The organism is Actinacidiphila yanglinensis (genome assembly GCF_900107965.1).
Lineage (GTDB): Bacteria > Actinomycetota > Actinomycetes > Streptomycetales > Streptomycetaceae > Actinacidiphila > Actinacidiphila yanglinensis.
Genome location: NZ_FNVU01000002.1, coordinates 1 through 26,512 on the forward strand (window position 1 = coordinate 1; position 26,512 = coordinate 26,512).

25 protein-coding genes are annotated in these 26,512 nt (G+C 73.5%); 15 read left to right on the forward strand and 10 right to left on the reverse strand.

Annotated elements, in window-relative coordinates; translation table 11 throughout:
* Window positions 1–329, reverse strand: a 329-nt coding sequence (locus C4U44_RS03925; RefSeq protein WP_322973548.1) for a biotin carboxylase N-terminal domain-containing protein, incomplete at its 3' end; no start/stop codon positions are given.
* Window positions 330–763: 434 nt separating this feature from the next.
* Here C4U44_RS03925 and C4U44_RS03930 point away from each other — a divergent pair.
* A complete protein-coding gene (locus C4U44_RS03930) occupies window positions 764–1,186 on the forward strand; it encodes a hypothetical protein (protein ID WP_103884207.1) in 423 nt (140 codons plus the stop codon).
* A 49-nt stretch (window positions 1,187–1,235) separates the two neighbouring features.
* Here the strand turns inward: C4U44_RS03930 and C4U44_RS03935 are convergent, their stop codons facing one another.
* The 4 genes from C4U44_RS03935 to C4U44_RS03945 form a co-directional block, all read right to left on the reverse strand.
* A complete protein-coding gene (locus C4U44_RS03935) occupies window positions 1,236–1,847 on the reverse strand; it encodes a Maf family protein (RefSeq protein WP_103884208.1) in 612 nt (203 codons plus the stop codon).
* A gap of 51 nt (window positions 1,848–1,898) precedes the next feature.
* On the reverse strand, window positions 1,899–2,033 hold the full coding sequence (gene mmpB, locus C4U44_RS43190) for a morphogenic membrane protein MmpB (protein ID WP_265737306.1): 135 nt from the start codon (window positions 2,031–2,033) through the stop codon (window positions 1,899–1,901).
* Window positions 2,034–2,120: 87 nt separating this feature from the next.
* Window positions 2,121–2,330: an acyl-CoA carboxylase subunit epsilon gene (locus tag C4U44_RS03940; RefSeq protein WP_103884209.1), complete on the reverse strand. Its 210-nt coding sequence runs from the start codon at window positions 2,328–2,330 to the stop codon at window positions 2,121–2,123.
* A gap of 14 nt (window positions 2,331–2,344) precedes the next feature.
* Complete coding sequence (locus C4U44_RS03945) at window positions 2,345–3,934, reverse strand: acyl-CoA carboxylase subunit beta (RefSeq protein ID WP_103884210.1); 1,590 nt, start codon at window positions 3,932–3,934, stop codon at window positions 2,345–2,347.
* 166 nt (window positions 3,935–4,100) lie between these two features.
* On the opposite strand from C4U44_RS03945, the gene C4U44_RS03950 reads away from it, so the two are divergent.
* The 8 genes from C4U44_RS03950 (at window position 4,101) to C4U44_RS03990 (ending at window position 14,680) form a co-directional block, all read left to right on the forward strand.
* Window positions 4,101–4,988, forward strand: coding sequence for a biotin--[acetyl-CoA-carboxylase] ligase (locus C4U44_RS03950; RefSeq protein ID WP_103884211.1), 888 nt, complete (start codon window positions 4,101–4,103; stop codon window positions 4,986–4,988).
* A gap of 151 nt (window positions 4,989–5,139) precedes the next feature.
* Entirely contained in the window at window positions 5,140–6,447 is a 1,308-nt protein-coding gene (locus tag C4U44_RS03955; protein ID WP_407642790.1) for an adenylate/guanylate cyclase domain-containing protein, read from the forward strand.
* Between the two features lie 100 nt (window positions 6,448–6,547).
* The gene (locus tag C4U44_RS03960) at window positions 6,548–7,339 is read left to right on the forward strand and encodes an enoyl-CoA hydratase/isomerase family protein (RefSeq protein WP_103884213.1); all 792 of its coding nucleotides are present in this window, start codon (window positions 6,548–6,550) and stop codon (window positions 7,337–7,339) included.
* A 310-nt stretch (window positions 7,340–7,649) separates the two neighbouring features.
* Entirely contained in the window at window positions 7,650–8,804 is a 1,155-nt protein-coding gene (locus tag C4U44_RS03970) for a GGDEF domain-containing protein (protein WP_103884214.1), read from the forward strand.
* Between the two features lie 365 nt (window positions 8,805–9,169).
* Window positions 9,170–10,738, forward strand: coding sequence for a histidine ammonia-lyase (gene hutH, locus C4U44_RS03975; RefSeq protein ID WP_103884215.1), 1,569 nt, complete (start codon window positions 9,170–9,172; stop codon window positions 10,736–10,738).
* A 179-nt stretch (window positions 10,739–10,917) separates the two neighbouring features.
* The gene (locus C4U44_RS03980; protein ID WP_103884725.1) at window positions 10,918–11,706 is read left to right on the forward strand and encodes an ArsR/SmtB family transcription factor; all 789 of its coding nucleotides are present in this window, start codon (window positions 10,918–10,920) and stop codon (window positions 11,704–11,706) included.
* Window positions 11,707–11,833: 127 nt separating this feature from the next.
* The gene (locus tag C4U44_RS03985; protein WP_103884216.1) at window positions 11,834–12,322 is read left to right on the forward strand and encodes a hypothetical protein; all 489 of its coding nucleotides are present in this window, start codon (window positions 11,834–11,836) and stop codon (window positions 12,320–12,322) included.
* 159 nt (window positions 12,323–12,481) lie between these two features.
* Entirely contained in the window at window positions 12,482–14,680 is a 2,199-nt protein-coding gene (locus C4U44_RS03990) for an ATP-binding protein (protein ID WP_103884217.1), read from the forward strand.
* Window positions 14,681–14,706: 26 nt separating this feature from the next.
* Here the strand turns inward: C4U44_RS03990 and C4U44_RS03995 are convergent, their stop codons facing one another.
* On the reverse strand, window positions 14,707–15,645 hold the full coding sequence (locus C4U44_RS03995; RefSeq protein WP_103884218.1) for a glycoside hydrolase family 18 protein: 939 nt from the start codon (window positions 15,643–15,645) through the stop codon (window positions 14,707–14,709).
* A gap of 293 nt (window positions 15,646–15,938) precedes the next feature.
* Window positions 15,939–16,265 carry a hypothetical protein gene (locus C4U44_RS04000; protein WP_103884219.1) on the reverse strand — a complete coding sequence of 109 codons (327 nt, stop codon included), beginning with the start codon at window positions 16,263–16,265 and terminating at the stop codon, window positions 15,939–15,941.
* Window positions 16,266–16,605: 340 nt separating this feature from the next.
* Here C4U44_RS04000 and C4U44_RS04005 point away from each other — a divergent pair, with 340 nt between their 5' ends.
* Complete coding sequence (locus C4U44_RS04005; protein ID WP_103884726.1) at window positions 16,606–17,931, forward strand: L,D-transpeptidase; 1,326 nt, start codon at window positions 16,606–16,608, stop codon at window positions 17,929–17,931.
* A gap of 1 nt (window position 17,932) precedes the next feature.
* On the opposite strand, the gene C4U44_RS04010 is transcribed toward C4U44_RS04005, so the two are convergent.
* Together C4U44_RS04010 and xylB are read right to left on the reverse strand one after the other, a co-directional pair.
* On the reverse strand, window positions 17,933–19,045 hold the full coding sequence (locus C4U44_RS04010; protein ID WP_103884727.1) for an ROK family transcriptional regulator: 1,113 nt from the start codon (window positions 19,043–19,045) through the stop codon (window positions 17,933–17,935).
* Between the two features lie 280 nt (window positions 19,046–19,325).
* On the reverse strand, window positions 19,326–20,738 hold the full coding sequence (gene xylB, locus C4U44_RS04015) for a xylulokinase (RefSeq protein ID WP_103884220.1): 1,413 nt from the start codon (window positions 20,736–20,738) through the stop codon (window positions 19,326–19,328).
* Window positions 20,739–20,830: 92 nt separating this feature from the next.
* Here xylB and xylA point away from each other — a divergent pair, with 92 nt between their 5' ends.
* The 4 genes from xylA (at window position 20,831) to C4U44_RS04035 (ending at window position 25,185) form a co-directional block, all read left to right on the forward strand.
* A complete protein-coding gene (gene xylA, locus C4U44_RS04020) occupies window positions 20,831–22,012 on the forward strand; it encodes a xylose isomerase (RefSeq protein WP_103884221.1) in 1,182 nt (393 codons plus the stop codon).
* Window positions 22,013–22,300: 288 nt separating this feature from the next.
* Complete coding sequence (locus tag C4U44_RS04025) at window positions 22,301–23,776, forward strand: ABC transporter permease (RefSeq protein ID WP_103884222.1); 1,476 nt, start codon at window positions 22,301–22,303, stop codon at window positions 23,774–23,776.
* Window positions 23,777–23,852: 76 nt separating this feature from the next.
* A complete protein-coding gene (locus C4U44_RS04030; protein WP_103884223.1) occupies window positions 23,853–24,536 on the forward strand; it encodes an ABC transporter ATP-binding protein in 684 nt (227 codons plus the stop codon).
* Between the two features lie 40 nt (window positions 24,537–24,576).
* Complete coding sequence (locus C4U44_RS04035) at window positions 24,577–25,185, forward strand: DUF6461 domain-containing protein (RefSeq protein WP_103884224.1); 609 nt, start codon at window positions 24,577–24,579, stop codon at window positions 25,183–25,185.
* Between the two features lie 46 nt (window positions 25,186–25,231).
* On the opposite strand, the gene C4U44_RS04040 is transcribed toward C4U44_RS04035, so the two are convergent.
* A complete protein-coding gene (locus tag C4U44_RS04040) occupies window positions 25,232–25,615 on the reverse strand; it encodes a nuclear transport factor 2 family protein (protein ID WP_103884728.1) in 384 nt (127 codons plus the stop codon).
* A gap of 87 nt (window positions 25,616–25,702) precedes the next feature.
* Between C4U44_RS04040 and C4U44_RS04045 the strand changes: the two genes are divergently transcribed.
* Complete coding sequence (locus C4U44_RS04045; RefSeq protein WP_103884729.1) at window positions 25,703–26,506, forward strand: helix-turn-helix transcriptional regulator; 804 nt, start codon at window positions 25,703–25,705, stop codon at window positions 26,504–26,506.
* The last annotated feature ends 6 nt before the right edge of the window (window positions 26,507–26,512 follow it).

Here is a 26,512-nt window from a genome sequence, read left to right on the forward strand (position 1 = left end):
CGGATGGCGGCCGGTGGGGGGCCGATCCAGGTGAGGTCGGCGTCGAGGACGGCTTGGGCGAATTCGGCGTTCTCGGAGAGGAAGCCGTAGCCGGGGTGGATGGCGTCGGCGCCGGATTCCTTGGCGGCTGCCAGGACTTTGCCGATGTCGAGGTAGCTGGTGGCGGGGGTGTCACCTCCGAGTGCGTATGCCTCGTCGGCCACGCGGACGTGGACCGCGTCGCGGTCGGGGTCGGCGTAGATCGCGACACTGCCGATACCGGCATCCCTACACGCACGAGCGACACGGACCGCGATTTCACCGCGGTTGGCGATGAGCACCTTGCGCACGATGGCTCCCTCCTTGGAACAAGCAGAGTTTAGGCAATGGCCACACTTGAAACCGAGGCACCCCTGCACGTGAGGTTGCCCACACGGAGGGTGATCCAGGGGCCCGGGGAACCCATGAAAGCCTGCTCCTCCCAAGGTACGGCGCGGGTCGGCGCAATGTCCCGTACTCCCGCGTGTGCGGCGGATCTCGCACACCGGTGGGCCCTTCGGGCGCCGATCCTTTGTCGAGTTCCTACGAAGAGAGCGCGGAAAGTTTGCCGCCCCACCTCCCCGGACGAGTGGTTGTGCCCGGGGCCTTGCCGCGGGCGATACCCGTGAGTAGCCTGCGAGCCGCGGGGTACCAGGGGTAACTCCCTTGATATACCCGGCGGGTCGGCCCGCCGCCGGATCACGGCACGGGCCGCGCCCGGACCGCACACGAGAAGGGGGACAGGGTGCGCAGAGGAATAGCCGGCGCCACCGCCGTGGTGCTCGTACTCGACGCTCTCACCATCGCCCTGGTGAACTGGATACTCGGGCTCGCGGTCCGCCGCCAGCGGATGTCGCTCGGCGGGCTGCACGCGCACGCCATGGCCCTCGGGTCGTGGGTGGCCGGCGGCGTCTTCGCCCTCTTCCTGCTGTGCTGCGCGGTGCTGGTGGCCCGTATCGCGCTGCGCGACCGCATGGCCGGCCGGGTCGGCCGGATCGTCCTCATCGTCTGCGCCGTCATCCACGGCGTGCTCGGCGCCGCCGTCGTCGGCCTCGTCGGCTGGTACGCCTTTGCGGTGATGATGGTGATACTCGCCCTTCTGGTGGGCACCCTTCTGCTCTACGCGCCCGAGGACGAGCCGGCCAGCCAGGCAGCCCCGGCCACGTAGCCCGTCCGGCCACGTAGCCCGTACGGCCCCCCGGCCCCCGCCCGACGGGCTACGTCCACAACGCGGTGATGCGGATGTCCAGTTCGGCGAGCAGTGCGCGCAGCAGCGGCAGGGAGAGCCCGATGACGTTGCCCGGGTCGCCGTCGATCCCCTCGATGAAGGGCGCCGAGCGGCCGTCGAGCGTGAAGGCGCCGGCGACGTGCAGCGGCTCGCCGCTGGCGACGTAGTCGGCCACCTCGGCGTCGTCGGGGGAGCCGAACCGCACCGTGGTGGAGGCCGTGCGCGAGCGGCGGCGGCCGGCCCGCGTGTCGATGACGCAGTGTCCGGTCCGCAGGACCCCGGTACGTCCGCGCATGGCCCGCCAGCGCTCGGTCGCCTCGGCCGCGTCCTTCGGCTTGCCCAGCGCGTGGCCGTCGAGGTCGAGCACGGAGTCGCAGCCGACCACCAACTCCCCGCCGTCCAGCAGCCCGCCGTCCGCGACCGCGGTCGCCTTCGCCTCGGCCAGCACCCGGGCCAGCTCGGCGGGGGAGGGCGCGGTGATCGCCTCCTCGTCGACGCCGGAGACCACCACGCGGGGGTCGAACCCGGCCTGCTGCAGCAGCCCCAGGCGGGCGGGCGAGGCGGACGCGAGGACAAGGGTGCGGCGGGGTGATGACGTCATCGGGCCATCGTAGGGATCCCGGGGCGCGACGGGTGCACGGGAGCCGCCGGCTCACGCCCGCCAGGCGGTGAGCGCCGTCACCACGGCCGCCGCGATCGCGAGCACCAGCATCGCCCGGCGCACCCTCACCTGGGCCCGGCGCAACTCCTCGTCCCGTGCACGCGGTTGATCATCGGACCAGAGCATGCGGACAAGGGTGGACCGCGCCGCGGCCTCCCGCCTGAGTACGGGTACTCAGCCGGGCGGGCGGCGTGACCGCAGGTCAGGGGATGTTCAGGCCGGCCAAACCGACCTGCGCCACGCGGTCGGCCCCGGCCGCGGCACGGCGCCGGGCACCGTACGGGCCGGGTCGGACCAGGCGCCGCGGGCGGCCGGCGGGCCGCCGGTGCCCGGCTCCAGCGCGGCGGCCCGCGCCTGGACCAGCGCGACGACCGCCGCCAGTTCCTCCGGGGTCGGCCGGCCCCGTTCCACCTTGATCATCATCTGTCCGGTCCTCCCTACAGCGGGATGTTGCCGTGCTTCTTGGGCGGCAGGCTCTCCCGCTTGTTGCGCAGCGTCCGCAGCGCCTTGACGAGTTGGGCGCGGGTCCTGGACGGCTCGATGACGGCGTCCACGTAGCCCCGTTCCGCGGCGACGTAAGGATTCAGCAGGGTGTCCTCGTAGTCGGTGATGAGCTGCTGGCGCAGCGCGTCGGCCTCCTCGGGGGTGGCCGCCTCGGCGAGGGTGCGGCGGTGCACGATGTTGACGGCGCCCTGCGCGCCCATGACCGCGATCTGGGCGGTCGGCCAGGCCAGGTTCAGGTCGGCGCCCAGGTGCTTGGAGCCCATCACGTCGTACGCGCCGCCGTACGCCTTCCGCGTGATGATCGTGATGAGCGGGACGGTCGCCTCGGCGTAGGCGTAGATCAGCTTGGCGCCGCGCCGGATGATGCCGTCCCACTCCTGGCTGGTGCCGGGCAGGAAGCCGGGGACGTCGACGAAGGTCACCACGGGGATGTTGAAGCTGTCGCAGGTGCGCACGAAGCGCGCGGCCTTCTCGGAGGCGTTGATGTCCAGGCACCCGGCGAACTGCAGCGGCTGGTTGGCGACCACGCCCACCGGCCGCCCCTCGATCCTGCCCAGGCCGGTGATCACGTTCGGTGCGAAGAGTGCCTGGGTCTCCAGGAACTCCCCGTCGTCCAGCACGTGTTCGACGATCTTGTGCATGTCGTACGGCTGGTTGGCAGAGTCCGGGATGAGCGTGTCCAGCTCGCGGTCCTCGTCGGTGGTGGCGAGGTCGGACTCGGCCGGGAAGGCGGGCGGCTCCTCCAGGTTGTTGCTCGGCAGGTAGGACAGCAGCGCCTTGACGTACTCGAACGCGTCCTTCTCGTCGCCCGACAGGTGGTGGGCGTTGCCGGAGGTGGTGTTGTGGGTGCGGGCGCCGCCCAGCTCCTCCATGCCGACGTCCTCGCCGGTGACGGTCTTGATCACGTCCGGACCGGTGATGAACATGTGCGAGGTCTGGTCGACCATCACCACGAAGTCCGTGATCGCCGGCGAGTAGACCGCGCCGCCCGCGCACGGGCCGACGATCAGGCTGATCTGCGGGATCACCCCGGAGGCGTGGGTGTTGCGGCGGAAGATCTCGCCGTACAGGCCGAGCGAGGTGACGCCCTCCTGGATCCGCGCGCCGCCGGAGTCGTTGATGCCGATCACCGGGCAGCCGGTCTTCAGCGCGAAGTCCATCACCTTGACGATCTTCTCGCCGAACACCTCGCCCAGCGCCCCGCCGAAGACCGTGAAGTCCTGGGAGAACACCGCGACCGGGCGGCCCTCGACGGTGCCGTAGCCGGTGACCACGCCGTCGCCGTACGGGCGGTTCGCCTCCAGCCCGAAGTTCGTCGACCGGTGCCGGGCCAGCTCGTCCAGCTCGGTGAAGGAACCCTCGTCCAGCAGCAGGTCGATCCGCTCACGGGCGGTCAACTTGCCCTTGGCGTGCTGCTTCTCCACCGCCCGGACGGACCCCGCGTGCGTCGCCGCCTCGATCCGGTGGCGCAGGTCGGCGAGCTTCCCCGCAGTCGTATGGATGTCGTACTCCGGCTCGGCCATGGAGGTGGCTCTCCTGCTCTCGGCGGGTCGCACGCGTACGGTCCGCGCGTACGTGACTGGCGAGTAACGCTGCTGAGTAGCGTAGTGGTGACGCATCCGTACGAGCACTGCGGCGTTCACCACATCGCCGGCGGGGTTCCCGCGGCCGAACTCGTAGGGTGGGGGGATGACGTCCAGCCGCTGGTCCGACCTGGAACGACCGCCGCTCAACGCCGGTGCCCTGCGCAAGGCGGTGGTCACCCCGGAGGCGGTATGGACCTCGCTGGAGGTCGTCGAGGCCACCGGTTCGACCAACAGCGACCTGTCCGCCCAGGCCGCGCGGGGCGCGCCCGAGGGCGCGGTCCTCGTCGCCGAGGAGCAGACCTCCGGGCGCGGCCGGCTGGAGCGGCGGTGGAGCGCGCCGGCCCGCTCCGGGCTGTTCTTCTCCGTGCTGCTGCGCCCCGGTGAGGCCGTCGCCACCGCCGACGGCATCCGCGGCCCGGTCCCGGGGCACCGCTGGGGCTGGCTGCCGCTGCTGGCCGGTGTCGCCACCGCGACCGCGCTGTCGCGCGCCGCCGGCGTGGACACCGCACTCAAATGGCCCAACGACCTGCTGGTCACCGTCGACGGCGAGGAGCGCAAGGCCGGCGGCATCCTCGCCGAACGCGTCGGCGAGAGCGCCGTCGTCGTCGGGATCGGCGTGAACGTCTCGCTGCGCGCCGAGGAACTGCCGGTCCCCACCGCCACCTCGCTCGCGCTCGCCGGCGCCCCCGGCACCGACCGCGACCCCCTGCTGCGGGCCGTCCTGCGCTCGCTCGCCGACTGGTACGACGCGTGGCGGGCCGAGGGCGGCGACCCGGCCGCGTCCCGGCTCCAGCAGACCTACGCGGCCGGTTGCGCCACCCTCGGCCGCCAGGTGCGGGCCGAGCTGCCGGGCGGCCGGGAGCTGTCCGGCACGGCGGTCGCCGTCGACGGCGACGGGCGGCTGGTGATCGCCGGGGCGCACGGCGAGCAGCCGGTCGGCGCGGGCGACGTCGTCCATCTGCGCCCTGTGCGCCCCACCGAGGGAGAGTGAGCCAGGGCACACCTGCCGTATCGTTGAGGGGCTGCGTCGTCTCGATGATCGGAAGGGCTGTGCGCAGGGACTCTTCAGGGGCCGGGCGGTAGACGTGGACAACGACAGCCCCCCACCGACCTCCTCCGGCGGCGACGCCGCCCCCGACGGTGTGCGTGCCGCCTCCGACGGCGATGCCGCGCCCGCCGATGCCCGCCGTGACGCCTCCGGCGATGCGGCCGGGCAGGAACCCGAGGGCGCCGGACCCGACAGTCCGCGTGCCGAGAGCGACGCGGAAGCGGAAGCGGGGCCGGCGGGCGGGAGCGACGGCGGACCCGGCGACGCGGCCGGGCAGTCGGGCGGGCCGGATGATCCCGGCTCGGGTGATTCCGGTTCCGGTGATCCGGGTGATCCGGGTGAGGCAGAGGGCGGCGAGGGGTTCGGCGAGTCCGGGCCGGAGCGCGGCGAGCACCCGCTGGCGCTGCGGCTGGAACAGCTGATCCTGGGCGCGCCGCGCCGCTACACCCCGTTCCAGGCCGCCCGCACCGCGGGCGTCTCCATGGACCTGGCCTCCCGCTTCTGGCGGGCCATGGGCTTCGCCGACATCGGCCAGGCCAGGGCGCTGACCGAGGCGGACGTCCTGGCGCTGCGCCGCCTGGCGGGACTCGTGGAGGCGGGCCTGCTCAGCGAGTCGATGGCGATCCAGGTCGCGCGCTCCACCGGGCAGACCACGGCGCGGCTCGCCGACTGGCAGACCGACTCGTTCCTGGAGGGCCTCACCGAGCCGCCCGAGCCCGGCATGACCCGGGCCGAGGTCGCCTACCCGCTGGTCGAGTTGCTGCTGCCCGAGCTGGAGGAGTTCCTGATCTACGTGTGGCGCCGCCAGGTCGCGGCCGCCACCAGCCGGGTCGTCCAGTCCGACGACGAGGAGGCCGTGGACCGCCGGCTCGCCGTCGGCTTCGCCGACCTGGTGGGCTTCACCCGGCTCACCCGGCGGCTGGAGGAGGAGGAACTCGGCGAGCTGGTCGAGGCGTTCGAGACCACCGCCGCGGACCAGGTCGCCGCGTACGGCGGCCGGCTGATCAAGACCCTCGGCGACGAGGTGCTCTTCGTCGCCGACGACCCGGGTACGGCGGCGGAGATCGGCATAAGGCTGATCGAGACGCTGACCGGGGACGAGACGATGCCCGCGCTGCGGGTGGGGATGGCCTTCGGCACCGTCACCACGCGGATGGGCGACGTGTTCGGCACGACGGTCAACCTCGCGTCCCGACTCACTTCGATAGCGCCCCGTGACGCGGTCCTCGTCGACGGGGACTTCGCGGAGGCGCTCGGGGCGGCCGGCGAGGCTCCGCTGTCGGAGGCCGACGTCGACGCGGCCTCGGAGAAGTACCGCTTCGCGCTCCAGCCGATGTGGCGCCGCCCGGTGCGCGGGCTCGGCGTGGTCGAACCCTGGCTGCTCTCCCGCCGGGAGAGCTGAACCGACCTCCCCGGACCTCCCCGGACGGCCCCTCGCCGCCCCAGGCAGCGCCCCTCCCGGAGCGCGTCTCCGCGCCCGGACCGCGTGACAGGATGAGGAAATGGCTGACCAAAGGTTCGGGGAGTTCGTGATGGTGCGGCGGCACGCGGAGCGTGTCGCCGAAGTGGTGCTGGACCGTCCCGGGGCGATGAACGCGGTCTCGACGCAGATGGCCCTCGCCCTCGCGGAGGCGTGCGGGACGGTCGCGGCCGACGACACCGTCAGCGTGGTGGTGCTGACCTCGTCGAGCGACCGCGCCTTCTGCGCGGGGGCGGACCTGAAGGAGCGGAACTCGCTGAGCGACGCGGAGCTGCTGCGGCAGCGCCCGCGGACCAGGGCGGCGTACGGCGGCGTACTCGACCTGCCGATGCCCGCGATCGCCGCGGTCGGCGGCTTCGCCCTGGGCGGCGGGTACGAGATCGCGCTCGCCTGCGACCTGATCGTCGCCGACGAGTCCGCGGTGCTCGGCCTGCCCGAGGTGTCGGTCGGGGTCATCCCCGGTGGCGGCGGCACCCAGTTGCTGCCGCGCCGGGTCGGTGCGGCCCGGGCCGCCGAACTCGTCTTCACCGCGCGCCGGGTGCCGGCCGCCGAGGCGCTGGAACTCGGCATGGTCGACCAGGTCGTCCCGGCGGGTGAGGCGCGCGGCGCCGCGCTCGGCCTCGCGGAGCGGATCGCGGGCAACTCCCCGGTGGGACTGCGCGCGGCCAAGCGGGCGCTGCGGCTCGGGCACGGGATGGACCTCCCGGCAGGGCTCGAGGTCGAGGACGCGGCCTGGCGCACCGTCGCGTTCTCCGCCGACCGGGCGGAGGGCGTCGCGGCCTTCAACGAGAAGCGGTCCCCTTCCTGGCCGTGACCCGCCGCGGTGCCCTTCCCGATCGTCGCCGCGCGCCATCGCCGCGTCGCAGCCCAGCTCGGCCACCAGCCGCTCGGCCTTTCGCGCCGAGCCGGTCGTGCCGGTCACCCGCCCCGCGCCCAGCAGCCGCGCGATTCTGTCCGGCGAGGCCGCCCACGGCGCCGGCCGCACCCGTGACGCCGGCTGCGGGACCCCGTCGCGGGCGGCGATCCGTACCCGAAACGGCGCCTTTCGCGGTGCGCAGGTCCGTTCGGCCCAGCGGCACGCGGCTCGGCGGTCGCGGCGGCGAAAAGGTCCCTAGCCTGGGGTGATGGCGGAAGGGACAGCCGACGCGCGGCTGCGGGCGGTGGTGGAGCTGGCGCAGGCGCTGGCGACGGCGCAGACTCCGCGCGCGGCTGTGCGGGCCGGGGCGCGCCGGGCCCGGCTGGCGATGCAGGGCACCTTCGCCGCGGTCTCCGCCTGGGAGCGGGAGACGGGCCGGCTTCGGGTGCTGGTGAACGACGGCGAGCTCGCCCCGGGCGAGGAGGCGGAGCCCGCCGACGAGTCGTACTCGGTGCACGACTTCCCGGAGATCGCCGAGTTCCTGCACGGGACCTGGGCCGCGGGGGGCGAGCCGCACGCCTGGGTGGAGACGCGCGAGGCGTCCGGTACGTCGCCGGGCGGCGGGAGCTGGGGTCGCGCGGCCGCACTGCGGCGCCGTGGGCGGGGCAGCTGCGTGGTCGCCCCGATCGTGCTGCACGGCCGGGCGTGGGGCGAGCTGTACATCGCGCGCCAGGTGGGGGAGCCGGGCTTCGACCGTACGGACGCCGACTTCGCCACCGTGCTGGCCGCGCTGATCGCCTCCGGCATCGCCCAGAGCGAGCGGCTCGCCGAGGTCCAGCTGCTCGCGTTCACCGATCCGCTCACCGGCCTCGGCAACCGCCGGGCGGTCGACGTGCGGCTGGACGAGGCGCTGGAGCTGTACCGGGAGCAGGGCGCGGTGGTGAGCCTGGTGGTCTGCGACCTCAACGGGCTGAAGCAGGTCAACGACCAGCTGGGGCACGCGGTCGGCGACAGGTTGCTGGAACGGTTCGGCTCGCTGCTGTCGCTGTGCGGGGCGATGCTCCCCGGCAGCCTGGCGGCCCGGCTGGGCGGGGACGAGTTCTGCATCGTGGCGGTGGGCCAGACCGCGGACGAGGTGGTGCGGGCCGCGGACGAGTTGTGCGTGCGGGCGGCCGAGCTGGAGGTCGGCGACGGGGTGGCGTGCGGGATCGCCTCCACCGGGGACCCGATCGGGCCGGTGCGGTCCGCGCGGCGGCTGTTCCGGCTGGCGGACGCGGCGCAGTACCGGGCGAAGGCGCTGCGCGCCGGGCACCCGGTCGTCGCGGGCCGGGAGGGGCCGCAGGATCCGGTGGTGCGGCTCGCGGATTCGCCTCCGGCGCGGCCCGAGGGTGAGCGGCGCCACCTCCGTGGGCGGCGGCCCTGAATTTTCGGGGTGCCCCTGACCCGCCCGGCTGCCCCGTCCTGCCGGTTGAGGGACCTTGCGGTCCGCCGTGGCTTTTCGCGCAGTTCCCCGCGCCCTGGGTAGGTGCGGCTCCCTCCGCGAAAAGAAGCGCCACCACTCCCAGGGTGGGTGCGGGTGCCTCCGCGAGAAGAGGGTCACCACCAAGGGGCGCAGGGAACGGCGCTCCCCCAGAGCTCCGCCTGGGTGGGGGTGTCCCCGGGGGAGCCAGGGGGAGTACTCCCAACCCGCCACCGGCAGGTGGTCCCGGAACCGGCGGACCGGGGCAGCCCGGGGGGACAGGGGGCCGCCGATGACAGCGCGGGATTCAGTGCTTAGGGTGCGTGAATATGGATATGCAGAACGTGGTGGTGGGCGCCCGCGGCGTCGCGGCGGAGGACGTGCTCGCGGTCGCGCGCGGGGGAGCGCGCGTGGAGATCTCGGCGGACGCGCTGGAAGGGGTGGCGCGGGCGCGGGACGTGATCGACGCGCTGGCCGCCAAACCGGAACCGGTCTACGGCGTGTCGACGGGCTTCGGCGCCCTGGCGGTACGCCACATCAGCCCGGAACTGCGGGCGCAGCTGCAACGCAGCCTCGTCCGTTCGCACGCCGCGGGGATGGGCCCGCGGGTGGAGCGCGAGGTGGTGCGCGCGCTGGCGTTCCTGCGGCTGAAGACGCTCGCGTCGGGCCGAACCGGGGTGCGCCCGGTGGTCGTGGAGACGATGGCGGCGATCCTCAACGCCGGCATCACCCCGGTGGTGCACGAGTACGGCTCGCTCGGCTGCTCCGGCGACCTCGCGCCGCTCGCGCACTGCGCCCAGGTGCTGATGGGCGAGGGCGAGGCGGAGGGTCCGGACGGCGTGGTGCGCCCGGTGGCCGACCTGCTCGCCGAGCACGGCATCGAGCCGGTCGAGCTGCGCGAGAAGGAGGGCCTGGCCCTCATCAACGGCACCGACGGCATGCTCGGGATGCTGGTGATGGCGTGCGCCGACCTGGCCGCGCTGTTCACCGCCGCCGACGTCACCGCCGCGCTGACGCTCGAAGCGCTGCTCGGCACCGACCGCGTGCTCGCGCCGGAACTGCACGTGATCCGCCCGCACCCCGGGCAGGCGGCGAGCGCGGACAACATGCTCAGGGTGCTGGCGGGGTCCGGGCTGACCGGGCACCACCAGGACGACGCGCCGCGCGTGCAGGACGCGTACTCGATCCGCTGCGCGCCGCAGGTCGCCGGCGCCGGGCGGGACACCCTCGCGCACGCCCGGCTGGTCGCCGACCGCGAACTGGCCGCCGCCATCGACAATCCGGTGGTCATCGACACCGGGGGTCCCGAAGGCGCCCGCGTCGAGTCGAACGGGAACTTCCACGGCGCCCCGGTCGGCTACGTGCTGGACTTCCTCGCGATCGCCGCGGCCGACCTCGCGTCCATCGCGGAGCGGCGCACCGACCGGCTGCTGGACAAGAACCGCTCGCACGGGCTGCCGCCCTTCCTCGCGGACGACCCGGGGGTCGACTCCGGCCTGATGATCGCGCAGTACACCCAGGCGGCGCTGGTCAGCGAGATGAAACGGCTCGCGGTGCCCGCCTCGGTCGACTCGATCCCGTCCTCGGCGATGCAGGAGGACCACGTGTCCATGGGGTGGTCGGCGGCCCGGAAGCTGCGTACCGCGGTGGACGCGCTGACCAGGGTTGTCGCGGTCGAGATGTTCGCGGCCACCCGCGCGCTGGAGATCCGGACGACCGGTACCGAGCTGCGGCCGGCGGCCGCCTCCGCGGCCGTTCTCGCGGCCGTCCGCGCCGCCGGGATCCCCGGGCCCGGGCGGGACCGCTTCCTGGCCCCCGACCTGGAGGCCGCGTACGTCTTCGTCCGCGACGGTTCCCTGGTCCGGGCCGCGGAGAGCGTGACGGGGCCGCTGGCGTAGGGCGGGTCGCGCGAGCTGCGGGTCCGCGAGGTGACTGCCGTTCCCCACGGGTGAACGGCGCGTCCTCGCGGGCCCGTTGGCATGTCCGGCGGCAGGTGGCCGCGGCGGGGCGGGCTCGCGTTTGACAATAGGCAGGTAATTACCTGCATAATAGAGGGGTGAGCCTCGAAGCAGGAGCGATCGACTCGGTCTTCAAAGCGCTGGCCGACCCCACCCGGCGCAGGATGCTGGACCGGCTGCGCGAGCAGGACGGCCAGACGCTGCGCGAGCTGTGCGAGCGCCTGGACATGGCGCGCCAGTCGGCGACGCAGCACCTCGACGTCCTCGGGCGGGCCGGTCTCGTGACCGTCGTCCGGCGCGGGCGGGAGCGGCTCCACTACCTCAACCCCGTGCCGATCCAGCAGATCGAGGAGCGCTGGATCTCGGAGTTCGACAGGCCCCGGCTGCAAGCGCTCAGCGCCATCAGGAACCAGGCAGAGGAGTACGCCATGACCGACACCACCACCACCGTGCCGAGCTACGTCTACGTCACCTACATCCGGGCGAACGCCGAGCAGGTGTGGAAGGCCCTGACCGACGCCGACCTGACGGCGCGCTACTGGGGGCACGCGAACGTCTCGGACTGGCAGCCCGGTTCACGCTGGGAGCATCGGCGCGTCGACGGGTCGGGCGCGGTCGACGTGGTCGGCACCGTCGTCGAGGCCGAGCAGCCGACCCGCCTGGTGATCACCTTCGAGGACAGCCCCGACGCCGAGCCCGCGCGGGAGCCGTCCGTGGTCACCTTCCTCGTCGAGCCGCACGAGGACATCGTGCGCCTCACCGTGACGCACGAGAAGCTGCCCAACCTGGAGATGTTCGGCGGCATCTCGCAGGGCTGGCCGGCCGTGCTGGCGAACCTCAAGTCGCTGCTCGAGACCGGCGACGTCCTCCCGCAGTCGCCCTGGGACATGCGCCCCGCCCACACCTGAGACCGCCATGTGCCGCGTGGCGCCGTCCCGCCCCGCGGGCTCCGCCCGGGGTCCGGCGCTCCGGGTGCCGCGCGGCACGCGGCGTACGACCGAAGAAGGCGGCGTAGGACCGCGGAAGGACGAGGAGATGCTGGACACCACCCCGCTCCACCACGCGTACGGCGCGCTGCTGTCGGCCGCCGATACGGTGACCGGCACCGGCGGGTGGCCGGCGCCCGCACCGCCGGACGGCGAATGGAACGCCGGCCAGATCCTGGCGCACGTCTCCCTGATCAACGCGGCCACCCTCGCGGCCGTCTGCGCCGTCTCCGCGGCGGCGCCCGCGACGTACGACACCCGCACCGCGCACGACACCTGGACCCTCGCCCGGGTGATCACGCGCGCCGGGGGCGCCGCGGGGCTGCGCGAGCGCATCCGCCGCCAGGGCGAGGCGCTCTGCACGCTCGGCGGGCCGGCGCTGAGCGAGGCCGAACTGGACACGCCGGTACCCGCGCTGCTGCTGTCCGGCGGCGCTGTCCTGGTCGATCGGCCAATGCCGCTGCGCGACCTGATCACCGGCCTCGCGGAGGCCGAACTTCCCGGGCACGCTGAGCAGTTGCTGGCGCTGCGGGCCTAGGGTCCGCGCTTCCGGGGCGCAGGGCGCCGCCGCTGAGGAGCGCACGGCAGGGACGTCGGCCGCAGGCGGCGGTGGCGGCGCAGGGCGCAGGCTACCCGCGGACGGGTGCGCGTGAGGGTCCTGTTTCCCTCCGTGCACGGAAGATGCCAGGCTGTCGCCGTGAAGGGGAACGTTCCTCAGGAGACGACGAGCTTCGTCGGCCGTGGGCCCGAACTCGCCCGGCTGGACGAGGCATTGGCCCAGCACCGGCTGGTGACGCTGACCGGTGCGGGCGGCGTCGGCAAGACCCGGCTGGCACAGCGGGCGGCGGCGGGCGTGGCGGCCGGGCGGGTCGCGGCCGACCGGCGGCGCACGGCCGGCGAGTGGGCCGGCTCCGCCGACGGCACCGGGGGCTCCCGGTTCCCCGACGGCGCGTGGTGGGCCGACCTCAGCACTCTCGACAGCTCCGAGCTGCTGCTCGCCACCGTCAGCGACGCCGTCGACCTCGCCGACCACTCGCTGCGGATGCCCGTCGAGGCGCTGAGCGAGTGGCTCGCCGACCGGCGGCTCCTGCTCGTCCTCGACTCCTGCGAGCATCTGGTGGAGGCGTGCGCCCATCTCGTCGGGGAGTTGCTGACCGTCGCCCCCGGCCTGACGGTGCTGGCCACCAGCCGCCGCCCGCTGCAGTCGGCCGCGGAGCAGTTGCTGGAGGTCCTGCCGCTGCCGGCAGGCGGCTCCGAGGCGATGGCCCTGTTCACCGACCGGGTGACGGAACGGCTGGGCGTGGCGCCGCTGCACGAGCCGGGTGCCACGGCGGCGGCCGAGGCGATCTGCCGCCGCCTGGAGGGCATCCCGCTGGCGATCGAACTGGCCGCGGCGCAGGTCGGGCCGGTCCCCGTCACCACCGTCGCCGAGGGGCTCGGCTCGCGCTTCGACACCCTGGCCGCCTCGGGGTTCGTCTGGCCGCGGCGGCACCGGGCGCTGCGCACCACGATCGGCTGGAGCCACGAGCTGTGCGCGCCGCTGGAGCGGCTGCTGTGGGCCCGGTTGAGCGTCTTCCGCGGCTCCTTCGACCTCGCGGCCGCGCAGGCCGTCGCTGCTGGGGGTCCCCTCCGCGCCGAGGACGTGGCGGCGACGCTGGACCGGCTGGTCGCCCAGTCCGTGGTGCACCGGGTGGGTGCGGCGCCCGTGTCCGCGGCCACGCCCGGGTCCGTTCTCCCGTCCGCCCCCGCCTCCGGAGCGGCGCCCGGCTCCGGCGGCCGCTACCGCATGCTCGACACCATCCGCGAGTTCGGCCAGACCTGGCTGGAGGAGCTCGGCGAGGTGGCCGGCACCGCCGAGCGGCACGCCGACCACTTCACCCGGCTCGCTCGCCGGGCCGACGCCGGCTGGTCCGGCCCCGACCAGCTGCTCGGCTACCGGATGATCGAGGACGCCCACCCGGACCTGCGCGCCGCCCTCGACCACTGGCTCGTCCACGACCCGGCGACGGCCGCCGAACTCGCGGGCCTGCTGGTCTACTTCTGGACCTGCTGCGGCCACCTCAAGGAGGCCAGGTCCACGCTTGAACGGACCCTGGCGGCGCACACCACCCCCGACACCGCCCACGTGCGCGCCCTCATCGGCCTCGGCGCGACCGTCACGCTCCTGGGGGATTACGAGCACGCGGCCGAGATCGACGACCGCGTGCAGGCCATGATCGCGGCGGACGGCGACGCCGACGACCGGATCGCCGCCGCCTGCCTGACCGGCCTGCTCGGCCTCCTCACCGGGCGGTCGCAGAAGGCGCTGGACGCCGTGCGCGAGGCGCTGGGGTCCGCCGGGTCCGCTGCGGGCGCCGCCCTCGACACCCCGGACCGGCTGCGCTGCCGCCTGGTCGAGGTGCTCGCGCTCACCGCGCTGGGCGACTTCGCCGAAGGGCGGGCTCGCGCCCTGGAGTTGCGCCGGCACTGCGTGGCGATCGGCGAGCTGTGGACGCGCTCGTACCTGGACTACCAGCTCTCCGTCGTCGCCCTCTTCTCCTCCGCGCCCGCGGAGGCCGTCGCCTACGCGCGGACCATGCTGGAGAGCAAGCAACTGCTCGGGGACGCCTTCGGCATCGCGCTCGGCCTCGACCTGCTGGCCGCGGCCCTGGCCGCCGCCGGCCGTCCCGAACAGGCCGCGTCGGTCTACGGAACCGGCGGAGCGTACTGGCGCAGTGTCGGCCACCCGCAGCGCGGGGCGCCGGAGCTCCAGCCGGTCCGGGAACGCTGCGAGCAGACGTCCCGGGCCGCGCTGGGCGACGACGGGTACGCCGACGCCTACGCCCGGGGTGCCGCCGCCGACGGGCCGACCGCCCTGGCCGCCGCCCTCGTGCCCGACGGCGTCGGCCAGGACTGACCGGCCGCCGGGCTCCGGAGGGGGCGTCAGATCCGGTTGAAGATGGTGGAGTAGGCGTAGCCGGCCGGCTTGTCGTACGCGTCGACCTCCCAGAAGGCCAGCTCCTGCACGCCCTTCGAGGCGGCGAAGCTCTCCAGGCTGGAGGCGTCGGACTGGGTGAAGTCCTCGTCGTCGTCGTTCTGGCCGGCGATGGGGGTCAGGCCCATCCGGGCCCAGTTCTGCGCGGCCGAGCCGCCGTAGATGCTCGCGAACTGCTTCTCGGCGGCGGTGGCGCCGGACTCCGCGTCCGCCAGCGGGTTCTCGCCGTCGCCGAAGTCCATGGTCATGAGGTTCACCGCGGTGGTGTTCACTCCCGCCGACTTCGCGTTCTTGAGCAGGGTGGTGACGTCCGACTCCATCCCGTCGGGGTCCACGGCCACCGTCCAGTCGACCTGCACGGACGGGTCGGCCTGCTGGAGGGCCGCCAGGGCCTGGTCGCGGCGCTGGTTGGCGTTGCCGTCGCCGAGGGTGTCGCCCTCGATGTCGAAGTCGAGACGGGTGACGCCGTAGGTGCTGACCACCTTCTGGTAGGCGGCGGTGAGGCTGGAGACGGTGGTGCAGGTCTGGGCGAGTTCGTTGCTGCCGGCGCCGCCGAAGGAGATGATCACGTTCCCGCCGGCCGACTTGACCGCGTTGATCTGCGAGCTGAACGCGCCGACGGAGTCCCCGCCGTCCTCCCACTGCAACGTGCAGCCGGACTTGGAGGTCAGGAAGGCCAGCGTGTAGTTCTTCAGCCCGCTCTTGCTCTGGTCGGCGGCCATGTCCTTGGCCGTGGAGGAGTCGATCTGCAGGTACGGCGCGGCGAACTGCGCGGGCAGGGCGGCCGGGGCGGCGGCGTGGGCGCCGGGGGAGGCGACGAGCATCGCGAGCACCGGGCCGACGGCCGCGGCGGCGGCGAGGGCAGGGCGAACGGGGGACTTGGCCATGGTGAAACCTCTCGTGGGGGCGGAGGAGACAGTGGGGGGCAGCGCAGGACGGCAGGGGCGGACCGGGCCCCGGCGGCGCCGGACAGACCGGTTAGGAAGATTTCCTAACCATCAGGATGGTTGATCTGTTGGCCCGTTCACGTCAAGGGGCGCGCGGAGGGAAATCCGTCGCGGGCATTCAGGTGAATGAACCGCGGCCATGTTCCTGACCGCGGTTCGGGGATGATGCAACGGCGCCGCGACGCTGTCATGAGGGCGTCGCGCGGGGTGTCGCGAGTGTCTGTCGCGGGAGTTCAGAGGCTCCCGGGCTCGGCGCTGTCCGGCTCGCCGTCGTCGGCCGCTTCGGCCGCCTCCAGGGCGTGGCGGGAGCGGCGGGTGGCGTTGACCACGAGGCCGGCGCCGGCCAGCAGGAAGACCGCGCCACCGATGACGTACGGCTTCGTGTCGATCATCCCGGTCTCGGCGAGCCCCCCGGCCGGATCGGCCTGGGTGGTGGCGGCGGACCGGGCGGGCGCGGCGCCGGACGTCGCGGCCGGGGCCGCGTGGGCCGAGGGGACGAAGTAGAGCGCGGCCAGTACGGCAGCGGCGGCCGCGGCGACGTACGGGCGGGGCGAGGCCATCTGATCCCCCAGCGGATGCGGCGAGTTGACCGTGGGGGCCGATCGTAGTGACTCCCGGTGGCCGGGGGGAAGCCGTGGACGGGGTCGCGGGTGGTGCGCGGGGCGTGACCGGGGCGTCGCGGAACGCCGCGTGACGGTCATCACGGATGGTGCGTGTCAAAGCCCACAATTTCCCTGAGAACGGACATATCTGGCGTCGGTCCTGTTTCCATGGATGACGGAAGAAGCCCCGCGCCGCTCGCTCGGCCGCGGGTGACCGCGACCATGGGAGAGATGCGTGACGCCGCCCGACACCGGAAACACCCCCGCCTCCGAAGCCCCCGACGAGCACGGCCCCAGCGTGGCCGCGCGCCGCAGGCGGACGGTCTTCCGCCGCGGCACCCTCGCGGCGCTCGCGGTCGTGGCCGGTGGCGCGGTCGCGCTCACGGCATGCGGCGGGCACAGCGGCAAGAGCAGCAGCCAGCACGCCGCCGCGACCGTGTCCTCGACGCCCAGCAGCTCCGCCAGTACTACCGCCTCCGCGCAGGCCACCCAGTCCCGTGAGGACGCGCAGGCGGCCAAGCACACCTCGGACGCGAAGATCACCATCTCGCCGAAGAACGGCACCACGGAGGCCGCTGTCAGCGGGGCCGTGAAGGTGAGCGTCACCGGCGGGAAGCTGACCAAGGTGACGATGACGGCGACGTCGTCCGGCCACACCGTGGCCGGGAAGATATCCGCCGACGGCAAGACCTGGCAGCCGAACGCGGCGCTCGGGCACGGGCTCCAGTTCAAGATATCCGCCGAGGCCGGCGACGCGCAGGGCCGGACCGCCGCCGCTCAGGCCACGTTCGCCACCAAGGCGGTCAGCGGCAGCTTCGTCGGCTACTTCACGCCGGAGGACGGCTCCACGGTGGGCGTGGGCATGCCGGTCTCGATCAACTTCAGCAAGGCCATCTCGACCTCCGACCGGGCGGACGTGCAGCGCGGCATCAGCGTGCAGTCCAGCAGCGGCCAGCAGGTCGTCGGCCACTGGTTCAGCTCCACTCGGCTCGACCTGCGGCCGCAGACCTACTGGCAGGCCGGCTCGCACGTCACCCTGAACCTGAACCTGGCCGGCGTCGAGGGCGCCCCGGGCGTCTACGGGACGCAGCACAAGACCGTCGCGTTCGACGTGGGCCGCTCCCAGGTCTCCACCGTGGACGCCGCCACCCACATGATGACCGTGGTCCGCGACGGCCAGGTGATCCGGACGGTGCCGATCTCCGCCGGCGGCACCGGGCACACCACCTACGACGGCCAGATGGTCATCGAGGAGAAGGACCAGACCACCCGGATGAACGGGGCGACGGTCGGCTTCACCGACGACGACGGCAAGGGCGAGTACGACATCCCCGACGTCCCGCACGCCATGCGGCTGAGCAACTCCGGCACGTTCATCCACGGCAACTACTGGTCCGACAAGTCGGTGTTCGGCACCGCCAACACCAGCCACGGGTGCATCGGGCTGAGTGACGTCAAGGGCGGCAAGGACGGCACCACCGACGCGGCGTGGTTCTACAACAACTCGCTGCTCGGCGACGTGGTCGTGGTGAAGAACTCGCCGGACAAGACCATCCAGCCCGACAACGGCCTCAACGGCTGGAACATGTCGTGGAGCCAGTGGGTGGCCGGCTCCGCGCTGTGAGTCAGTCCGCGGTGTGTATCCAGGCGGCCGGGTCGTCCAGCACGGCCCGGACCGCGCTGTAGGCGGCGCCGCGCAGCACACCGTCCCGGCCGAGCCGTGAGGTGACCACGTCCTCCGGGCGCCACTGGCGGTCGGTGACGCGGTCGGCCAGCTCGCGGCGGACGCCGGGCAGCAGCCACGGCGCGAGGTCCGCGAGCGGGCCGCCGACCACCACGGCCTGCGGGTCGAGCAGGTTGACGGCCCCGCTCAGCGCGATGCCGAGGGCCGCGCCGGCGTCCTCCAGGGCCCGGATCGCCACCGGGTCGCCGCCGGCCGCGGCCCGGCGCAGCTCCCGCGGGGTGCCGGCGCCCGCCGACCGGAGCAGGGCCTCCTCGCCGGCGAAGGTCTCCAGGCAGCCGTGCGCCCCGCACGAGCAGAGCGGCCCCTCCGGGTGCACCGGGACGTGGCCCAGCTCCCCGGCGAAACCGCGCGCGCCGCGGAACAGCCGGCCCTCCACAATGAGGGCGGCACCGATGCCGATCTCGGCGGAGACATGCACGAAGTCGGCGAGCCGGTGATGGTCGCCCAGCCACAGCTCGGCGAGCGCGCCGAGGTTCGCCTCGTTCTCCACGACGGTCGCGTGCGGGCCCAGCGCGGTGGCCACGGCGACGTCCTCCCAGCCGAGGTTGGGGGCGCGCAGGACGGTGCCGCGGTCGCGGCTGACCAGGCCGGGGACGGCCACCGTGGTGCCCACCGGCCGCAGGTCCAGCGCGCCGGCCTCCTTCGCGACCTGCGCGATCAGCTCCGCGAGTTCGGCCAGCACGGACGCGGCGGGCCGGCCCCGGTTCGCGGCGGGGGACTCCGTACGGCAGCGCACCTCGCCGCGCAGGTCCACCACGCAGGCGGCGAGGTGGTCGATGCCGATCTCCGCGCCGATGCCCGCGGGGCCGGTGCCGGCCAGCGCGAGAGCCGTGCCGGGGCGGCCGACGGTGCCGGGGCGGCGGGCGCCGCGCTCCTCCAGCAGGCCCGCCGCGAGCAGCTCGTCCACCAGCGTGGACACGGTTGCCCTGGTCAGGCCGACCTCGGCGGCGATCGTGGCACGGGTGAGGTCGTCCTCCGTGGCCAGGGCGCGCATCACCAGGGAGAGGTTGCGGTGGCGCAGTTCCGATTGGGCGCCGGTGCGTTTGACCACGGTTCTCCTTTCTGGGCCGAGCTAAGTATGTGCGGGGCCTTCGGGTTCGGCGGTCCCCCCCGGGGTGGCCGTTCGCGTTGTCGCGGGACCTTGCGGTCCGTTGTGGTTGTTCGCGCAGTTCTCCCCCAGCCTGGCGGCTGGGAGGTGCCCCCACGCGCCCCTGGGGGTCTGCCCGGGCTTCGGGGGAGTGAGGGTTGCCGCAGGGGCGCGGGTGGTGTGGGGGTCAGCCGGCGAGGGGGAGGGTTTCGGCGAGGCGGGCGAGGGTGGCGTCGTCGCGGGGGAGGGCGGGGAGGAGGGGGCCCTCGGAGGTGCCCCAGCGCGCGGCGATCGCCGACGGCTCCTCCCCGGTGAGCAGGACCGTCGCCTGGACCGCCGCGCCGAGGGCGACCAGTTCGGAGGCGACGGGCACCCGGACCGGCCGGCCGGACAGCCGCCGTACCGTGTCCCGCCACGCACTTCCCTTCGCTCCGCCGCCGATCAGCACGATCGGCTCGTCCGTGGCGGCGGCGCCCCCGTCGACCGCGAGCACCAGGTCGAGCGCCGCGAGCAGCGCGTACACCGCGCCGTCGTACGCGCCCTGGAGCACCTGCCCGGCGGTGGTGTCGTGCCGCAGGCCCGTGAGCAGGCCGGAGGCGTACGGCAGATTCGGGGTGCGCTCGCCGTCGAGGAAGGGCAGGAAGGCGACCGAGCCGCCGGGGTCGACCTGCTCGCGGTCCCGGCCGAGCAGCTCGGCGACCTTGTCCACGGCCAGCGTGCAGTTGAGCGTGCAGGCCAGCGGCAGCCAGCCCCCGTCGGCGGCGGCGAACCCCGCGACCGTGCCGGACGGGTCGGCGGGGCGCTGCCTGGCGACCGTGTAGACGGTGCCTGAGGTGCCGAGGCTGAGCACCGGACGGCCCGGGGTGAGCCCGAGGCCCAGCGCCGCCGCCGCGTTGTCGCCGGTGCCGGCGCCGACCAGCGCCCCGGCCCGTACGCCGGCGCCGTCCCGTACCGTCCCGGCGGCCTCGCCGGGGCCGAGCACCGCGGGCAGCAGCGCGGGGTCCAGACCGGCCTCGCCGAGCAGTTCCTCGTCGTACGCGCCGGTGCTCGACGCCCACCAGCCGGTGCCGGACGCGTCCCCGCGGTCGGTGACCGCGGCGCCGCTGAGCCGCTCGGTGAGGAAGTCGTGCGGCAGCCGCACCGCCCGCGCGGCCGCGGCCGCCTCGGGCTCGTGGGCGCGCAGCCACTCCCACTTGGCGAGGGTGAAGCTCGCCCCGGGCACCGACCCGATCCGCTCGGCCCACCAGGCCGCGCCGCGCCGCTCCACCAGTGCCTCGGCCTGCGGGGCGGACCGCACGTCGTTCCACAGCAGGGCGTCGCGCAGCGGGCGGCCCCGGTCGTCGAGCACGACCAGGCCGTGCTGCTGGCCGCCGACCGCGACCGCGTCGGCCCGCGCGGCGTACTCGCCGAGCTGGCCGAGCGCGTCCTGGAGGGCACGCCACCACACCTCGGGATCGGTCTCGCGGCCGGCGCCCGTGCTGACGGTGTGCGGGGCCTGGCCGCGGGCCAGCACCTCGCCGCTGGCGACGTCGACCGCCAGCACCTTCGTGGACTGCGTGGAGCTGTCCACGCCGAGCACGATCTGTCCCTCTCGCGCCATGTGATCCCGGTCCTTTCGCGCGGTTGCCACTTCCCATCATCGGGCTCGCATACTAATTTGTTCAACAGTCTGACGAATAGGAGCCGACCGCAATGACTTCCGAGACGAACCTCACCCCCACCCCGGCCGACAAGTTCACCTTCGGGCTGTGGACGGTCGGCTGGCAGGGCCGGGACCCCTTCGGCGACGCCACCCGCGCGCCGCTCGACCCGGTCGAGTCGGTGAACCGGCTGGCCGAGCTGGGTGCGTACGGTGTGACGTTCCACGACGACGACCTGATCCCGTTCGGTTCGTCCGACGCCGAGCGCGACGCCCACATCAAGCGCTTCCGGCAGGCACTGGACGCCACCGGCATGAAGGTGCCGATGGCCACCACCAACCTCTTCACCCACCCGGTGTTCAAGGACGGCGGCTTCACCTCCAACGTCCGCGAGGTGCGCCGCTTCGCGCTGCGCAAGGTGATCCGCAACATCGACCTCGCCGTCGAGCTGGGCGCGGAGACCTACGTCGCCTGGGGCGGCCGCGAGGGCGCGGAGTCCGGCGGCGCCAAGGACGTGCGGGTCGCCCTGGACCGGATGAAGGAAGCCTTCGACATCCTCGGCCAGTACGTCACCGAGCAGGGCTACCAGCTGCGCTTCGCCGTGGAGCCGAAGCCGAACGAGCCGCGCGGCGACATCCTGCTGCCGACCGTCGGCCACGCGCTGGCGTTCATCAACTCCCTGGAGCGCCCCGAGATGGTGGGCGTCAACCCCGAGGTCGGCCACGAGCAGATGGCCGGGCTGAACTTCCCGCACGGCATCGCGCAGGCGCTGTGGCACGGCAAGCTCTTCCACATCGACCTCAACGGCCAGACCGGCATCAAGTACGACCAGGACCTGCGCTTCGGCGCCGGTGACCTGCGGTCGGCCTTCTGGCTGGTCGACCTGCTGGAGCGCGGCGGCTACCAGGGCCCGCGGCACTTCGACTTCAAGCCGCCGCGGACCGAGGACATGAGCGGCGTGTGGGCGTCGGCGGCCGGCGGCATGCGCAACTACCTGATCCTCAAGGAGCGTGCCGCGGCCTTCCGGGCCAACCCGGTGGTCCAGGAGGCGCTGCGCGCGTCCGGGCTGGACGAGCTGGCGCAGACCACGCTCGGCGCCGGCGAGTCGCTCGCCGACCTGATCGCCGACCGCAGCGCGTACGAGGACTTCGACGCGGACGCGGTCGCCGAGCGCGGCATGGCCTTCGAGGCGCTGGACCAGCTGGCGATGGACCACCTGCTCGGCGTGCGCTGACCCGCAGAACGACGGACCAGACTCCAGGACGAACCTGGGACCCGGCTGTGAACAGGCCGTGCACGGCCTGTTCAAGGAAGAAATAACCTCCCGCTCAGCCGGGCCTCAGGTTCGCGTGCTCTTTCTCAAGCCCCGCTCACCTTCGCCTCACCGCACCCTCACCGCCGATTCCTACCGTTGCGCGGCAGTGGGAGCAGGGGCGGACGCCTCCCTCCTCGCGTTCGCCCCGCTCTCCGCACCCCACCCGGGGTGCATTCCACTGCCTTCCTGCCAACCACGAGGAATCGGATGTTCTTCACGTATCTCCGGCGCGAGCTGCGCCGCCGGCGCAAGGCGGCGCTCGTGGTCGCGCTGGGCCTCGCGCTCGGCATCGGCCTCGTCATCACCGTCGACTCGGTCTCGTCCGGCATGGACCAGGCCCAGGGCAAGGTGCTCAAGTCGCTGTACGGCCTCGGCACGGACATGACCGTCACGAAGGCGGCCCCGGCCTCCGGCACCGGGTCCACCACCCGGCCGAAGTTCGACTTCGACGCGAACAGCAGCGGCACGTCGCAGAGCAGCGACCGGGTCATGGTGCAGGGCTTCCAGACCCTGTCGTCCTCGGTCGTCAGCACCGTCGGCAAGCAGAAGGACGTCGCCGGCGCGGTCGGCGGCCTCAACCTCCAGGTGCTCAAGATCAACGGCACCTTCACGCAGGGCCAGTTCCAGCAGCGCCAGGGCTCCTCCTCCGGGGGCGGCTTCCCCGGCGGTGGTGGCAGCAGCAGCACCCCGCAGGGCGAGGTCAAGGGCGGCGGCGCCCAGTTCGACGCGAACAGCTACACGCTCTACGGCGTCGACGTCTCCGACCTCTCGATGGGCCCGCTGACCTCCTCCAAGATCACCTCGGGCAGCACCTTCACCGCGGCCGACGCCAACGCGAAGGTGATGGTCGCCGACTCCGCCTACGCCAAGCAGAACAAGCTCAAGGTCGGCTCCACGGTCACCGTCAAGGGCACCAAGTACAAGGTGATCGGCATCGCGACCGCCGACAGCGGCGACGCGGCCGCCAATCTCTACCTCCCGCTGAAGCAGGCGCAGACCCTCTCCTCCTCGGCGAGCAAGATCACCACGGTCTACGTCAAGGCGTCCGACTCCCAGCAGATCTCCACGGTCAAGTCCGAGATCCAGCACAACATCTCCGGCACCACCGTCACCACGTCCGCGGACCTGGCCTCCACCGTCTCCGGCTCGCTGTCCACCGCCTCGTCGCTGGCCACCAACGTCGGCAAGTGGCTGTCCATCGCGGTGCTGATCGCCGCGTTCCTGGTCGCCGGTCTGCTCACCTCCTCGGCGGTCAGCCGCCGGGTGCGGGAGTTCGGCACGCTCAAGGCGCTGGGCTGGAAGAGCGGCCGGGTCACCCGGCAGGTCATGGGTGAGGCCCTGGTCAACGGCCTGATCGGTGGCGCGCTCGGCATCGCCCTCGGCCTGGCCGGCGCATTCGCCGTCACCGAGATCAGCCCCACGCTCAGCGCCCAACTCGGCTCCTCCGCAAGCACCGGTGGCGGCCAGGGCGGTCCCGGTGGCGGCGCCCCCGGCGGCTTCGGCGGCGGCGCCCGGCAGGCCGCGTCCAAGACCCTCGACGTCGCCCTGAGCGCGCCGGTGAGCGTCGGCACCATCGTGCTCGCCGTCGGCCTGGCGCTCGGTGGCGGCCTGATCGCCGGCACCTTCGGCGGCTGGCGCGCGTCCCGGCTGCGCCCGGCGGACGCGCTGCGCCGCGTCGAGTAGCCGCGGGTCCGCCAGGCCGCCCAGCGGCCTGGCGCCCGGCCACCCCCTCTTCCGACCGCTCCCCAGGAGTCCACCCATGTACCAGCTCAGCGGCGTCACCAAGCGCTACCGCCGGGGCAAGACGAACGTCGACGCCCTGCGCGGCATCGACCTGACCATCGCCGACGGCGACCAGCTCGTCATCCAAGGCCCCACCGGCGGGGGCAAGTCCACCCTGCTCCAGATGCTCGGCGCGCTCGATCGCCCGACCTCCGGCGTCATCGAGTTCGACGGCACCGACCTGGCCAAGCTCAGCGAGGCCCGGCTGACCAAGGTCCGCTCGGAGAACATCGGTTTCATCTTCCAGAGCTTCAACCTCATCCCGACCCTCAACGCGCAGGAGAACGTCGAGACCGCCCTCGTGCCGATGGGAGTCCGCCCGGCCGACCGGCGCGCTCGCGCCGCGGCCGCCCTGGAGTCCGTCGGGCTCGGCGAGCGCCTCACCCACCTGCCCTCCGAGCTCTCCGGCGGCCAGCAGCAGCGCGTCGCCATCGCCCGCGCCCTGGTCAAGGAGCCCAAGGTGCTGCTCGCGGACGAGCCGACCGGCAACCTCGACGAGGGCACCCGCGACGACATCATGGCGCTGCTCGAAGGGCTGTGGCGGGACCGCGGGCTGACCTTCATCCTGGTCACCCACGACTCGACCATCGCCAAGCGCGCCCCGCGGCTGGCCACCCTGCGCAAGGGCACCCTCACGGTGCGGGAGTCGTCCCGGACCTGAGGGCCGCCGAGCTGTCGGTACGCCGTGCGAGGCTTCGGGCATGACCGCCACGGCTGAGGACTACCTCTGGTTCCCCACGCAGTTCCCCGAGCTGGCCGAGGCATACTGCCTCACCCTGGTCCGCGGGGTGCCACCCGGCACCCTGCTGACCAGGCTGGCCGCGGAGCCGGCCGAACCCGCGACCGGCGCCGCGGACCTGGTCGAACGCAGCTACGACGCCTGGGACACCTACGACTCCGACCGGCTGCTCGTCGGCGCCACCGCCCTCGGCGACTGGACCCTCGTGGCCGAGGCCAACGGCTACGTCGGGATCACGGAGGCGCTGATCCGCCCGCTCTCCGCGGGCACCACCGTCGTCTCGCACTTCCGCAACATCAACGCCGTCGACCACTTCACCTGGTGGGAGGACGGCGACCTGCGGCTCGACTTCGAGCCCCTTTTCGCCCACCAGCGCTCCGGCAGCACCCCCGACGCCCTGGTCGACGCCATGCGCGCCGTCGGGTTCGACCTCGACGACGGCCCCGACCGGGACTTCGCCCACCACACCGAGGCCGCCTTCGCGCTCGCCGAACACCTCACCGCGACGCCGCTCACCCCCGCCCACCTCGCCGCGGCCCCCTTCACCTGCGGCCTGGTCTCCCCGCGCTGACCGCGGGCCCGGCCCGGCGGTCGGGCGCGGGGAGACCGGGGCGCGGTCAGCGCCCGTCGGACTCCCACCACACCTGGTGGGCGGCGGTCTCCGCCGCCGGCTCGACGATCTCCCACGCCTCGGCGATCCGCCCGTCGTCGAACCGCCAGATGTCGACGACCTCGACGCCCGGCCCGGCGCCCGGGATCCGGCGCCGCGAGTGCATCACGACGTGGTCGCCCTCGGCCAGCACGTGGTCGATCTCGACCTTCATCTCGTCGAGCGGACCCTCGCGGACGAGGGCGAGCCACTCCGCCTTCGTGCGCGTGGTCGCGTCCGGCCGGTGGTAGACGAAGTCGTCCTTCAGCAGCGGCACGAGCGTGTCGGCGTCGCCGGTACTGATCAGCTCCGCCAGCGCCCGTTGGATGAGGGTCTTGTTGTCTGTGGTCATGTGGCCAGCATTGCCGCTGTTGTGAGGGTTGTCGATGAAGTCGGATTTCATGGCGTACGGCGCCGCGAGGCTCTAGCCTCGGTGAGCGTGGATACGGTCGGTGAGTTCCTGCGGCAGTGGCGGCAGCGGCGGCGGCTCAGCCAGCTCGACCTGGCGATCGCCGCCGACGTGTCGGCACGCCATGTCAGCCTGGTCGAGACCGGCAAGTCCAACCCGAGCGCCGAGATAGTCCTCCGGCTGGCGGATCAGCTCGACGTGCCGCTGCGCGAGCGCAACCGGCTGCTGCTCGCGGCCGGTTACGCGCCCCGGTACGCCGAGCGCCCGCTGGAGGGGGACGCGCTGTCCGCGGCCCGGGCCGCGGTGGAGAGGGTGCTGCGCGCCCACGAGCCGTACCCGGCGGTGGTCTTCGACCGCCGGTGGAACATCGTGCTGACCAACCGCGCACTCGACCCGTTCCTCGCGGACGTTCCCGGCGACCTGCTGCGGCCGCCGGTCAACATGGTGCGGCTGGCCCTGGACCCGCGCGGGCTCGCCCCCCTGGTGGTCAACCTGGCCGACGTGCGGGCGATGTTCCGTACCCGCGTCACCCGCCAGCTCTCCACCGCCCCGGACGCCGAACTGACCGCGCTGTACGAGGAACTGCTGGCGCCGGTGCCCGACGAGCCGGGGTACCCGATCGAGTCCGAGGTGGTGATCCCGATGATCATCCGCTTCGGCGGGCGGGAGCTGCGGCTGTTCTCGACCATCACCACCTTCGGCACCCCGCTGGACATCACCCTGGACGACGTCGCGATCGAGTCGTACTACCCGGCGGACGCGGAGACCGCCGCCTACTTCACCGGGTCGGCGGCACCCGGTGGGGCGGGCGGGCCCGGCGCGCCGCGGCCCTGAGCGGAG

Bases quoted from the DNA above. Each gene is read 5' to 3' on its own strand.
- C4U44_RS03935 (WP_103884208.1), bottom strand. From the start codon at position 1,847: ATGACGTCATCACCCCGCCGCACCCTTGTCCTCGCGTCCGCCTCGCCC.
- mmpB (WP_265737306.1), bottom strand. From the start codon at position 2,033: ATGCTCTGGTCCGATGATCAACCGCGTGCACGGGACGAGGAGTTGCGC.
- C4U44_RS03940 (WP_103884209.1), bottom strand. From the start codon at position 2,330: ATGATGATCAAGGTGGAACGGGGCCGGCCGACCCCGGAGGAACTGGCG.
- C4U44_RS03945 (WP_103884210.1), bottom strand. From the start codon at position 3,934: ATGGCCGAGCCGGAGTACGACATCCATACGACTGCGGGGAAGCTCGCC.
- C4U44_RS03950 (WP_103884211.1), top strand. From the start codon at position 4,101: ATGACGTCCAGCCGCTGGTCCGACCTGGAACGACCGCCGCTCAACGCC.
- C4U44_RS03960 (WP_103884213.1), top strand. From the start codon at position 6,548: ATGGCTGACCAAAGGTTCGGGGAGTTCGTGATGGTGCGGCGGCACGCG.
- C4U44_RS03970 (WP_103884214.1), top strand. From the start codon at position 7,650: ATGGCGGAAGGGACAGCCGACGCGCGGCTGCGGGCGGTGGTGGAGCTG.
- hutH (WP_103884215.1), top strand. From the start codon at position 9,170: ATGGATATGCAGAACGTGGTGGTGGGCGCCCGCGGCGTCGCGGCGGAG.
- C4U44_RS03985 (WP_103884216.1), top strand. From the start codon at position 11,834: ATGCTGGACACCACCCCGCTCCACCACGCGTACGGCGCGCTGCTGTCG.
- C4U44_RS03995 (WP_103884218.1), bottom strand. From the start codon at position 15,645: ATGGCCAAGTCCCCCGTTCGCCCTGCCCTCGCCGCCGCCGCGGCCGTC.
- C4U44_RS04000 (WP_103884219.1), bottom strand. From the start codon at position 16,265: ATGGCCTCGCCCCGCCCGTACGTCGCCGCGGCCGCCGCTGCCGTACTG.
- C4U44_RS04010 (WP_103884727.1), bottom strand. From the start codon at position 19,045: ATGCGCGCCCTGGCCACGGAGGACGACCTCACCCGTGCCACGATCGCC.
- xylB (WP_103884220.1), bottom strand. From the start codon at position 20,738: ATGGCGCGAGAGGGACAGATCGTGCTCGGCGTGGACAGCTCCACGCAG.
- xylA (WP_103884221.1), top strand. From the start codon at position 20,831: ATGACTTCCGAGACGAACCTCACCCCCACCCCGGCCGACAAGTTCACC.
- C4U44_RS04025 (WP_103884222.1), top strand. From the start codon at position 22,301: ATGTTCTTCACGTATCTCCGGCGCGAGCTGCGCCGCCGGCGCAAGGCG.
- C4U44_RS04030 (WP_103884223.1), top strand. From the start codon at position 23,853: ATGTACCAGCTCAGCGGCGTCACCAAGCGCTACCGCCGGGGCAAGACG.
- C4U44_RS04035 (WP_103884224.1), top strand. From the start codon at position 24,577: ATGACCGCCACGGCTGAGGACTACCTCTGGTTCCCCACGCAGTTCCCC.
- C4U44_RS04040 (WP_103884728.1), bottom strand. From the start codon at position 25,615: ATGACCACAGACAACAAGACCCTCATCCAACGGGCGCTGGCGGAGCTG.